Genomic DNA, 11970 nt, shown 5'->3' with positions numbered 1-11970 from the left:
AGCGCGCCGTGCACGAACACTTCGAGCTCGATGTCGGGGCATTCTTGGCGGATCTTCTCGATCTCGTCGAGGCTCAACTCGCGCGAAAGGATGATGCGCACCACGCCCACCTTTTGCCAGAACTTCACAGCTGCCCAGTTCACGGTGTTGGCCTGCACCGAGAGGTGGATGGGCACTTCGGGCCATTTTTCGCGCACCATCATGATCAGGCCCGGGTCGGCCATGATCAGGCCGTCGGGCTTCATGGCAATCACCGGCTCGATGTCGCGCAGGTAGGTGCGCACCTTGTCGTTGTGCGGCAGCAGGTTGCTGGTGACAAAAAACTTCTTGTTGCGGACGTGGGCTTCTTCAATGCCGATCTGGATCTGCTCCAGCCGGAATTCGTTGTTGCGCGCACGCAAGGAGTAGCGCGGCTGACCGGCGTATACCGCGTCGGCGCCGAAGTCATAGGCCGCACGCATTTTGTCCAGCGAGCCGGCAGGCAGGAGCAATTCAGGGGTCTTGAGCGTCATGCCTCTATTGTCCACGGTGTGCCGCTGCTGGCGGAGCTGGCCGCCTTGCGCAGCGTGGCGCCAAAGCTCGCGCCTGTCAAACAGGGTTCGTTGCATTGCTCCCCCGAGCAGCCCGGCGAGTGCCAGAATCGGGGTTGCTGATTCAATAAAAGGAGTTTGCCATGGCCAAATCGCCCACCCCCGCGCGCTCAGCGAAACACGCTTTCGCCTCGACCCTTAAGAACTTTAAAACGGCTTCGGGCAAATCAGGCAAGTTTTACTCGTTGCCGGCACTGGCCAGGCAGTTTCCCAAGGTTGCGCGATTGCCGGTGTCCCTGCGCATCGTGCTCGAATCGGTGCTGCGCAACTGCGATGGAAAAAAGGTCACTGCAGGGCATGTGGAGCAGCTGGCCAACTGGCTGCCCAACGCAGCCCGTACCGAAGAAATTCCATTTATCGTGTCGCGTGTTGTCCTGCAGGACTTTACCGGCGTGCCGCTGCTGGCCGACCTGGCCGCCATGCGCAGCGTAGCCGTGCGGCTGGGAAAAAACCCGAAATCGATCGAGCCGCTGGTGCCGGTGGATCTTGTGGTGGACCACTCCGTCATGGTGGACTACTACGGCAAAAAGAATTCGCTGGACCTGAACATGAAGCTCGAATTCCAGCGCAACCGCGAGCGCTACGAGTTCATGAAATGGGGCATGCAGGCATTTGACACTTTTCGCGTGGTGCCGCCGGGCTTTGGCATCGTGCACCAGATCAATCTGGAATACCTGGCGCGCGGTGTCCACCAGCGCAAAGGCGGTGCTGAGGGCATTTATTACCCCGACACGCTGGTTGGCACCGACAGCCACACCACCATGATCAACGGCATCGGCGTGGTCGGCTGGGGCGTGGGCGGCATTGAAGCCGAGGCCGCCATGCTGGGCCAGCCGGTTTACCTGCTGACGCCCGACGTGGTGGGTGTTGAGCTGAGCGGTCGGCTGCGCGAGGGTGTAACCGCCACCGACCTGGTGCTGCGCGTGACCGAAACCTTACGCCGTGAAAAAGTGGTGGGCAAGTTTGTCGAGTTTTTTGGCGAAGGCACGCGTACGCTGGCGTTGCCCGACCGCGCCACCATCGGCAATATGGCACCCGAATACGGCGCCACCATGGGCTTCTTCCCGGTTGACGAGAAGACGATAGCCTACTTCAAGGGCACCGGGCGAACCAAGGCCGAGATTGAAGCCTTTGAGGCTTATTTCCGGGCGCAAGGCCTGTTCGGCGTGGCCAAGGCGGGAGACATTGACTACTCGCAGGTGGTCAGGCTCGATCTGGGCGATGTCACGCCCAGCCTGGCGGGCCCCAAACGGCCGCAAGACCGCATCGAGCTGGGCCAGGTCGCGAGCCAGTTCGCCTCGCTGTTCAGCAAGCCCAATGCCGAGAGTGGCTTTAACCAGCCCGCTGCGATGCTGAACACGCGCCACCTTGTGCGCCGCACAGACGCAGGGCGCCTGGACACCTTACCCGCCGCGCCGCCCACACCGGTGGGCGCTGCACGCTCCGTGGTTGAGATGGAGAGCAACCGCCCCACGCTGGCGATGGCGCATGAGCGGACCACCGACACAGCCAACGTCGCCGTAGCGGCCTCAAAGGATTCAAAGGCCGCGCAGGGTGTGACGGTGGGCAATGGTGATGTGCTGATCGCCGCCATTACCAGTTGCACCAACACCTCCAACCCCAGCGTGCTGCTGGCCGCCGGCCTGCTGGCCAAGAAAGCGGTGGAGGCGGGCTTGAAGGTGCAGCCGCACATCAAGACCTCATTGGCGCCCGGTTCCCGCATCGTGACCGAATACCTCACGGAAACCGGCCTGCTGCCTTATCTGGAGAAGCTTGGCTTTGCGCTGGCCGGCTATGGCTGCACCACCTGCATCGGAAATTCGGGTGACCTGACGCCCGAGATCAACGAGGCCATCAACAAGAGTGATCTCGTGTGCGCGGCGGTGCTGTCGGGTAACCGCAACTTCGAAGCCCGCATTCATCCCAATATCAAGGCCAACTTTCTGGCCAGCCCGCCGCTGGTAGTGGCCTATGCCCTGTCCGGCACAGTGATGCGCGACCTCATGAGCGAGCCCGTTGGCAAGGGTAAGGGCGGCAAAAGCGTTTACCTCGGCGACATCTGGCCGACCAGCGAAGAGATTGAAAAGCTCATGAAGTACGCCATGAATGGCAAGGCTTTCCGGGCCAACTACGCCAAGGTCAAGACCGAGCCGGGCAAGCTCTGGGAAAAGATCAGGGGGGTGAGCGGCACAACGTACACCTGGCCCGCCAGCACCTACATTGCCGAGCCGCCGTTTTTCAAGGACTTTGCTATTGAAATGGAAGCGGATCACGCAGATGGGACGGGCGCTACAGGCAAAAATAATGCGATTTCCGTGAAGGGCGCGCGCATCATGGCGCTGTTTGGCGACTCCATCACCACAGACCATATTTCTCCAGCGGGGTCCATCGAGGCCAGCTCGCCCGCAGGCCTGTGGCTGCAGGCCCACGGGGTGCAAAAAGCTGATTTCAACAGCTACGGTGCACGCCGCGGCAACCACGACGTGATGATGCGCGGCACCTTTGCCAACGTACGCATCAAAAACCTCATGATTCCCGCTGGTGCCGACGGTTCGCGCGAGGAGGGCGGTGTGACGCTGTACCACCCGTCCCACCGCACGACTGACAGCGTGATCCAGAAGATGCCCATCTACGACGCCGCCATGACCTACATGGCCGAAGGCACGCCCACGGTGATTTTTGCCGGTGAAGAATACGGCACAGGTTCCTCGCGCGACTGGGCGGCCAAGGGTACCCAACTGCTGGGCATCAAGGCCGTGGTGGCGCGCAGTTTCGAGCGCATTCACCGCAGCAACCTGGTCGGCATGGGGGTGTTGCCGCTGCAGTTCAAGCCTGGCGAGTCGTGGCATACCCTGAAGCTCATAGGTTCGGAAATCATTGACGTGATTCCGCACCCCGAGCTCAAGCCGCAGAGCGAGGCCAAACTGGTCATCACGCGTGCCGACGGGTCGCGCCAGGAAGTCGTGGTGACCCTGCGCGTGGACACGCCGATTGAGGTGGACTACTACCGCCACGGTGGCATCCTGCCTTACGTGCTTCGGCAACTGCTGGCAGCATGACACGGCAGGCACTGATAGCCGGTGGCGGGCTGGGCGGGCTGGCGGCGGCACTGGCCACATCGCGGGCAGGTTGGGACGTGCGCCTGTTTGAACGGGCGCCTGCCTTCAGCGAGGTGGGCGCCGGTATTCAGCTGGGTCCCAATGCCGTCAGGGTGCTGCACGGCTGGGGGCTGGAGGCCGAACTGGCGCGTGTGGCGGCGTTTCCGCACCGGCTGCAGGTGCGCGATGCCGTCTCGGGTCGGGAACTCGGCGTGCTGCCGCTGGGCCCACGTGCGGTGCAGAAGTACGGCGCGCCCTACGTCACCATCCACCGCGCCGACCTGCACGGTCTGCTGCTTGAAGCCGTGCAGGATCGTGGCAACGTGTGGCTCAACCTGAACAGCGCGCTGGCCAGCTATGCGGACAGCGGACCGGTGGTGACCCTCAAAACCACCGAGGGCCTGGAGATTGAAGGCGATGCGCTCGTCGGCGCTGATGGCCTGTGGAGTCGCGTGCGCGAACTGCTGTTGAACGACGGCCCGCCACGGGTGACGGGACACCTGGCCTACCGCGCAATGCTGCCGCAAGCCAGCCTGCCCGAGCGGCTGCGCAGCCAGCAGGTGACGGTCTGGCTGGCCCCCAAGCTGCACGTCGTGGAGTACCCGGTGCGCGGTGGCGAATGGCTCAATGTGGTGGCCATCATGCACGGCCAGGTCACGCGCGACCTGGAAAGCTGGGACCACGCTACCCATGCAGCCGACCTGCAGGCGGCGCTCACGCTCACGTCGGTGCCGCTGCGCGACCTGATTCATTCCGTGACCGAATGCGGCGCTGAGTCTGGCGGCGCATGGCGCCTGTGGGGGCTGTGCGACCGCCCGCCCATGAGCGGCGCGCACCAGCAAGCCCAGGGCCGCGTGGCCTTGCTGGGCGATGCCGCGCATCCCATGCGGCCTTACCTGGCGCAAGGCGCCGGCATGGCGATTGAAGACGCGGCCGAGTTGGGTCATGCATTGGGCCAGGGGCTGGACCCCGCCGTCGATGTGTCGGCGTTGCTGCAGCGCTATGCGCACAACCGCTGGCCGCGTTGCGCACGCGTGCAGGCGCAATCGATGCGCAATGGCCTCATTTTCCACTCTGGAGGTGTATTGCGCTGGGGGCGTGACGCGTCGCTGCGCCTGCTGGGCGAGCGCCTGCTGGACCTGCCATGGCTGTATCAGGGGCCCTGAGTCAACCGCCCTCGGTAGGGTGGCGGGGTCCACACTGGGACTGTCTATGCCGACAAGCACTATGTTTTTTGTAGCTAGTAACGCAAGTGTTTCGGGCGCTACAGCCGTAAATGATGCCAAGGACTGGCTGGCGGTACGCGCGGTGCGCAGCAGCACGCGTGCAGGCCGTCGAGGGCATGGTTGACCAGCTGAATTATTCCGCCAGCCATAGCTTGCAGTCGTCTACCTTGAACTCGGGGGGCAGCACAGCAGCGGCACATGACCTTCCCTATGGGCAATCTGGCACTGGCATACACACGAGGCTGTTCATTGATAAACAGGAAGTCCGGGGTATGGGGGATTCCCCCATGGCAGACGGTTGTGCACCCTGTGCCCGTCGATTGTCGTCAGAGCGCATATGTCTGTAACATATCTACCTGTGTTACATAGGACCGGGCGACAGAGACTGGTATCGCGAGTCATATGCTGAACCCACGGTGGCGACCTTTATCGGTGTCGGCGCGAGCGTAGCTTTTGTCGGGCAGCGCGCGATCAGGTTTGCCGACCGTCCGCGCAACCCTGGGCGCTTCCCCTTTTTTTGGTGGTGGCGCGGGGTTGGGCTCCCTTTTGCACAGTACCATCGTATGGGCAGGCAGTGCCGCAGGGCTTCACTATCTGATGGCGCAGGCCATCGCCACGCTGCTCGTGTTGTACTTGACCGGCCACCTAAACTGCCACTGGAGATTTGCGTGATTCTGCATACTGAAACTAATGACGTGCCTGCGGCATTGCTACGTCACGGCCAATTGTTGAGCGTGGTTGTGCCAGCCTACAACGAGGCTGCTGTGCTGGCGATCCTGCATCGGCGTCTCGCGAGCGTGCTCGCTGGCCTTGATATCCTTCATGAGGTGATCTATGTGGACGACGGCAGCACGGACGAGACAGCCGACCTTGTCAAGCAGCTTCGACTAACCGATCCCTGCATCGGCCTGGTGAGGTTTTCGCGCAACTTCGGCAAGGAGTTGGCGTTGACTGCCGGCCTGCAGAGCGCGCGTGGGGACTGTGTAGTCCTCATCGACGCAGATCTGCAGGATCCGCCCGAGCTCATTCCGGCGATGGTGAGTGCATGGCTCAAGGGCGCCGACGTCGTGAACATGCGCCGACGTTACCGCGCCGGGGAGACCTGGTTCAAAAAGTTCTCCGCCCATGTGTTCTACCGGACGCTCAACCGTCTGAGCGACGTTCCCATCCCGCAGGACGTGGGGGACTTCCGCCTGCTGAGCCGGCGCGCCGTAAAGGCGCTGAATGACTTGCCCGAGCGCAATCGCTACATGAAGGGCCTGTTTGCCTGGGTGGGCTTTCGTCAGGTCACGATAGTTTATGACCGCGACGCGCGCGCAGCCGGGCCGATCAAGCAGAATTATGCAAAGCTGTTGTCGCTTGCCATCGAGGGGATTACCTCGTTTTCCGTGATACCGTTGCGCGTCGCCTCGCTGACGGGAGTGTTGAGCGCGGGGGCGGCTTTTGCGATGATGTTTTTCTACATCGTCAAGGCCGTCGTGCTGGGTGAGCAGGTGCGCGGCTTTCCGACGCTGATCGTTGCCGTCCTGTTGATTGGCGGGTTACAGCTGCTTTGCATGGGCATACTGGGCGAGTACCTGGGGCGGATGTTCATGGAAACCAAGCGAAGGCCGCTGTACCTCATCGACGAGCAAATTCCACCTGAGCCTGCAGAGGCCGAGTCATTGTGCGGGAGGCTGGGCTGATGAATACCCAACGAACAGACGCCACGCCATCGCGAATGCTGCTGTGGGCACTGGCGGTGTTTGTGCTGGCGCGCTTGGTCACGCTGGTGTTCTACCCGCTGATGGACACGTCGGAGGCGCGCTACGCCGATATTGCCCGCCGCATGGTCGAGCGCTCGGACTGGATCACACCGTGGTTCACCGACGACCAGCCGTTCTGGGGAAAGCCGCCCTTGTCGTTTTGGGCCACGGCCCTGGGCTTCAAGCTGTTCGGTCTCAACGAGTTCGGTGCCCGCGTGCCGCAGCTGATTCTCGCGGCAGCGGTCGGCGCTGCGGTGTGGTTTCACGCCCGGTACCATTCCTCGCGCGCCGCTTGGCATGCGCTGGCCTTGCTGAGCGGCTGCATATTGTTTATGGTCTCCGCTGGTGCGGTCATTACCGACATGGCGCTGGCGCTGGGAACGACGCTGGTCATGGTCGGATTCTGGGGTGCGATGCGCGACGACGACCCCCACGGTAGGCGCTCGCAGCTGATCATGGCGCTCGGCTTCATCATCGGGCTGCTGGCCAAGGGACCGGTGGCGCTGGTCCTGTGCTGCGTGCCGATCGGGGCCTGGCTGCTCTGGTATCGGCGCCTGCATATGGCCTGGAGGCGCATCGCCTGGTTAAGGGGCACGCTCCTGGTGCTGGTCGTCTCGCTGCCGTGGTACATGATGGCGGAGCATCGCACGCCAGGCTTCCTGAACTATTTCTTGGTGGGCGAGCATTGGCACCGGTTTGTGACAGCTGGCTGGACCGGCGACAAGTACGGCAGCGCGCATGCGTTTACGCGCGGCGGCATCTGGTACTTTGCCCTTGTCGCAGTTCTACCTTGGCCGCTGCTGTTGACATTGTTGGCGGTCATTCGCCGCAGACAAGGTGGCAGGCCTGCCTCTGGCGGCATGTCGGACGGCTATCACGGGTATCTGTTGCTCTGGGGCTTGTGGCCGTGCGTGTTTTTCACCATGTCGGGAAACATTCTGTGGACTTATGTGCTGCCGGCCTTGCCAGCGCTGGCTATCTTGGTGGCCCAATGGACGTCACAGCCAAGCATGGACAAGCGAGCCGAGTGGATCCTTGTGGCTGGCGTATGGGTAAGCACCGCCATGCTGATAGTCTGGGTTGGTTGGATACTGAACAGCGGCTATACGACTGAAAAGTCCGCCAAGTCACTGGTCATGGACTACCGGGCGCAAGCGCAGCCGGGTGAACCGCTGCTTTTCCTTGGTGAGGTTCCCTTCTCGGGATCCTTCTACTCGGATGGTCGAGCGCAGCGGCTGGCAGACTTGACGGAACTGATCACCAAGCCACCCGCCACCTCGGTACTGGTGGTGATGTCCTTGGACGAGTTGTATGCGATCCCGCAGGAAATGAGGGATCAATTCAGGGAAGTCGCTCGACGCGGCCATCGGGTGCTGATGCGTTGGAGGTCGGATGCTGTGTCGTAAAGAACGCCCTCTGCGGGAACTGCTGACGTTGTCACTGCAGCAAAATTCCCGCCGAGGTCGCTCGACATGCCGGGCTTGAGCCCTTTTTGTCGAACAACCAAAAGCCGGGAATCCCAATTTCTGAGCGGCAAGGGAACTGGGTCAGGGTCAAGGCGCATTGCTCACGAGGTTAACCACACTGTGCGTCGGCGTGACACCCACTTTGTAGCCACTTCCCAATTCGCAGGGAGCCTTTCAGCGGAAGGAACGAGAAAATCTGTTGTTGACTTTTTTTCATTGAACCAGGAAAAAGAAGCGCCGCCAGTGAGGCTCGGGCACAATCCACAGGGCTGGCAGTGATCGACTACTGATTGATCGGTTGATTGACTGCTTCATCTACTCAATTTCATCTACATACAGAGACAAAGGCACAACATGAATTCGAACGACAAGGTTGCACTCGTTACCGGCGCAGGCACCGGCATTGGCAAGGCGGTTGCGCTGGCGCTGCTGCGTGAGGGCTACCGCGTGGTACTGGCCGGGCGCCGGATTGAGCCGCTCAATGAAGTCGCCAAAGAGTCGGGCACTGAGCGCGCATTGCCGGTAGCCACCGATGTGAGCCGGCCCGAGTCGGTCGCTGCCCTGTTTGCCAAAATCAAAGAGGTATTTGGGCGCCTTGATGTGCTGTTCAACAATGCCGGCGTGAATGCGCCGCCGGTCAATTTTGAAAACCTCAGTTTTGAGCAGTGGCAAAACGTGGTCAACATCAACCTGACCGGCTCCTTCCTGTGCGCACAGGGCGCCATCAAAATGATGAAGGACCAGGTGCCGCAGGGTGGCCGCATCATCAACAACGGCTCGATTTCGGCCCACGCGCCACGGCCCAATTCGGCGCCCTACACCGCCACCAAGCATGCCATCACGGGCCTGACCAAATCGATATCGCTCGATTGCCGCAAATACAACATCGCCTGCGGGCAAATTGATATCGGCAATGCAATGACGGAGCTCTCGGCGCGCATGGCCAAAGGCGTTCCCCAGGCCAACGGCGAGATCGCCATCGAGCCCATGATGGACGCGAAGGAAGTGGCCGATGCGGTGGTGCACATGGCGGCGCTGCCGCTGTCCACCAACGTGCAGTTCATGACCATCATGGCCACGAAGATGCCGTTTGTGGGGCGTGGTTAGATAGTTAAACCCCCGCGCTTTTCACTGCGTGCGCTGCGCTGACCTTTAGCTGAGTTTGCCCAGCAAAAGGTACTCCATAAGTTCCTTCTGCACATGCATGCAGTTTTGGCTACGGCACGCGGCTCGCCGCCGCTTTAGGTGCGTTGCGCGCACATGAGTCTGCGCCGAAACAGAATGCTGGCGCTAACGCGCCACCAGGCCGAATTTCATTCGACCCGTCCGAGCAGAAGGAACTCCATGAGTGCCTTCTGCACGTGCATTCTGTTTTCCGCTTCGTCCCAGACCACGGATTGCGGGCCGTCAATCACGTCGGCTTCGACTTCTTCTCCACGGTGCGCGGGCAGGCAGTGCATGAAGAGGGCGTCGGGTTTGGCGGCGCGCATCATCTCGGTGTCTACACACCAGTCGGCAAAGGCCTTTTTGCGCGCTTCGTTCTCCGCTTCATAGCCCATGCTGGTCCACACGTCCGTGGTGACCAGGTCGGCGCCAGCGCAGGCCTGCATGGGGTCCCTGAAGACTTTATAGCTCTCGGCCGAGCGAATCCCCGCGATGGACTGGTCCACCTCGTAGCCTCCCGGGGTGCTGAGATGGACCTTGAAGCCGAGGAGTTCACTGGCCTGCAGCCAGGTGTTGGCCATGTTGTTGCCGTCGCCCACCCAAGCCACCGTTTTTCCCTTGATGGAGCCGCGGTGCTCGATGTAGGTGAAGATGTCGGCCAGAATCTGGCAGGGATGGAATTCATTGGTCAGACCGTTGATGACCGGCACGCGCGAGTGTTCGGCAAAGCGGTCAATCTTGGTTTGCTCAAAGGTACGGATCATCACCAGATCGACCATGCGGCTGATGACCTTGGCGCTGTCTTCAATCGGCTCTGCGCGGCCCAGTTGGCTGCCTTCGGTGGTGAGGTTGACTACAGTGCCGCCAAGCTGGTACATGCCGGCCTCAAAGCTCACGCGGGTGCGGGTGGAGGCTTTCTCGAAAATCATGACCATCGTGCGGTCAATCAACGGCTGGTGCTTTTCGTAGGCCTTGAATTTTTTCTTGATGAGCGCGGCGCGCTCAAACAGGTAGGCGTACTCGCTGGCGTTCAGGTCGCTGAACTGGAGGTAATGCTTCAGGGGGGTCGGGGTAATTGCCATAGTCATGCGTTTTCTTTCAGCAGCAGCTTGATCAGTGGGCACAAAATGGCCACGACTTCATCGGCTTCCGCCGTGGTCATGATGAGCGAAGGCACCAGGCGGATCACGGTGTCGGCTGTGACGCTGATGAGGAGGCCGTTGTCGGCGGCGCGTTTGACCAGTTCGCCGCAGGGCTTGCTCAGCTCAACGCCCAGCATCAGTCCGCGGCCGCGGATTTCCTTGAAGCCCTCCACACCGGCCAGCTCGCGGGCCAGCGCTGCCCGCAGGTGGTCACCCACCTTGACGGCATTGGCCAGCAAGCCGTCTTCTTCCATGATGCGTATGGTTTCCACGCCGGCCCGCATGGCCAGCGGGTTGCCGCCAAAGGTTGTGCCGTGGTTGCCGGGGCCAAAGATATGGGCGGCTTTGGGGCCAGCCACCACCGCGCCAACTGGCACGCCCGAACCCAGCCCTTTGGCGAGTGGCATCACATCGGGCTTGATACCGGCCCACTGATGCGCAAACCATTTGCCGGTGCGGCCCATGCCGCACTGCACCTCGTCGATCATGAGCAGCCAGTCGCGTTCGTCGCAGAGCTTGCGCGCCTGCTGCAGATACTCGTCCGTCATGCTGTTGACGCCGCCTTCGCCCTGAATGGCTTCAAAGAATACGGCGACCACATTCGGGTTGCCAGTGGTGGCAGCTTTCAGGGCCTCGATATTGTTGAGGGGCACGCGGATGAAGCCTTCGACCAGCGGGCCGAAGCCGGCCTGCACCTTGGGGTTACCCGTCGCGCTTAGTGTGGCAATGCTGCGGCCATGAAAGGCCATCTCATAGACCACGATTTCAGGTTTTTCTATGCCTTTGTCGTGGCCAAACTTGCGTGCCAGCTTCAGTGCAGCCTCGTTGGCTTCCAGTCCGGTTGAGCAAAAAAACACGTTCTCAAGGCCGGACAGCGCCGCCAGTTTGGCCGCCAGCGTTTCCTGAAGCGGCACATGATAGTAGTTGGACGAGTGGATGAGCTTTCCAATCTGGTCCTGCAGGGCAGGCACCAGCTTGGGGTGGTTATGCCCCAGGGTATTGACGGCAATACCGCCCAAGGCGTCCAGGTAGGACTTGCCATTCACGTCCCAGACGCGGCAACCCTGGCCATGCGACAGCGCTATGGGCAGACGGCCGTAGGTGTTCATCACGTGGGGGGATGCGGCTTCGATGTGGCCGGGAAGGGCAGCGGTCATTGAGAAAACTCCGGGGACAATATCGAAAAAACAGGAGGCCACGATAAACGGGGCGGGTCTGAAGTGATTTTAGGCGCAGACCTTGTGGCCTTTGTGACGATAGTGCATCACAGCAATGGAGAGGGGCGGCGGTTAGAAGGCAGGGCCAACATAAGAGCGAAAGAAGAGCTAAAGGCAGGACATGTCGACGCGGTAAATCGGGCTGCCGGATTCGGGGCGGGTATGGGGATTAAGAACTTATCCGTAAATAAATGATAATGGTCTTCCATGCGCGACGACCGCGTGTGGAGGGATGATGACAAAAGCGAAATCATGGGAAGTCACTGAAGAGATTTGGAAGCGCGTGGAGCCATTGATCCCGACTCGCCTGCGCTTGTCAGAT

At 61.2% G+C, this 11970-nt stretch carries 8 protein-coding genes; 5 read left to right on the top strand and 3 right to left on the bottom strand.

Features of this window, described 5'->3' with window-relative positions; genetic code table 11:
- Positions 1 to 512: U32 family peptidase (locus tag B3F77_RS09420; RefSeq protein ID WP_414702990.1), on the bottom strand; the 512-nt coding region annotated here is incomplete at its 3' end.
- Between the two features lie 161 nt (positions 513 to 673).
- On the opposite strand from B3F77_RS09420, the gene B3F77_RS09415 reads away from it, so the two are divergent.
- The 5 genes from B3F77_RS09415 (at position 674) to B3F77_RS09395 (ending at position 9232) form a co-directional block, all read left to right on the top strand.
- Positions 674 to 3649 carry an aconitate hydratase gene (locus tag B3F77_RS09415; protein WP_293604707.1) on the top strand — a complete coding sequence of 992 codons (2976 nt, stop codon included), beginning with the start codon at positions 674 to 676 and terminating at the stop codon, positions 3647 to 3649.
- Positions 3646 to 4854, top strand: coding sequence for an FAD-dependent monooxygenase (locus B3F77_RS09410; protein ID WP_293604706.1), 1209 nt, complete (start codon positions 3646 to 3648; stop codon positions 4852 to 4854). Before B3F77_RS09415 ends, B3F77_RS09410 begins: the two co-directional genes overlap by 4 nt.
- A 728-nt stretch (positions 4855 to 5582) precedes the next feature.
- Positions 5583 to 6599 carry a glycosyltransferase family 2 protein gene (locus B3F77_RS09405; protein ID WP_293604705.1) on the top strand — a complete coding sequence of 339 codons (1017 nt, stop codon included), beginning with the start codon at positions 5583 to 5585 and terminating at the stop codon, positions 6597 to 6599.
- Positions 6599 to 8065 (top strand): ArnT family glycosyltransferase, encoded by a 1467-nt coding sequence (locus B3F77_RS09400; RefSeq protein WP_293604704.1) that lies wholly within the window; start codon positions 6599 to 6601, stop codon positions 8063 to 8065. The genes B3F77_RS09405 and B3F77_RS09400 overlap by 1 nt, the downstream gene beginning before the upstream one ends.
- 414 nt (positions 8066 to 8479) lie before the next feature.
- A complete protein-coding gene (locus B3F77_RS09395) occupies positions 8480 to 9232 on the top strand; it encodes an SDR family oxidoreductase (RefSeq protein ID WP_293604703.1) in 753 nt (250 codons plus the stop codon).
- Between the two features lie 206 nt (positions 9233 to 9438).
- Here the strand turns inward: B3F77_RS09395 and argF are convergent, their stop codons facing one another.
- Positions 9439 to 10371 carry an ornithine carbamoyltransferase gene (gene argF, locus B3F77_RS09390; RefSeq protein ID WP_293604702.1) on the bottom strand — a complete coding sequence of 311 codons (933 nt, stop codon included), beginning with the start codon at positions 10369 to 10371 and terminating at the stop codon, positions 9439 to 9441.
- Between the two features lie 2 nt (positions 10372 to 10373).
- Positions 10374 to 11588, bottom strand: coding sequence for an aspartate aminotransferase family protein (locus B3F77_RS09385; RefSeq protein ID WP_293604701.1), 1215 nt, complete (start codon positions 11586 to 11588; stop codon positions 10374 to 10376).
- Positions 11589 to 11970: the final 382 nt, after the last annotated feature.

This window comes from Polaromonas sp. UBA4122 (assembly GCA_002381615.1).
In the GTDB taxonomy this organism is placed as follows: Bacteria; Pseudomonadota; Gammaproteobacteria; order Burkholderiales; family Burkholderiaceae_C; genus Polaromonas.
The sequence above is the reverse complement of the archived record's forward strand: the minus strand, read 5'-3'. Positions and strand labels throughout refer to the sequence as shown.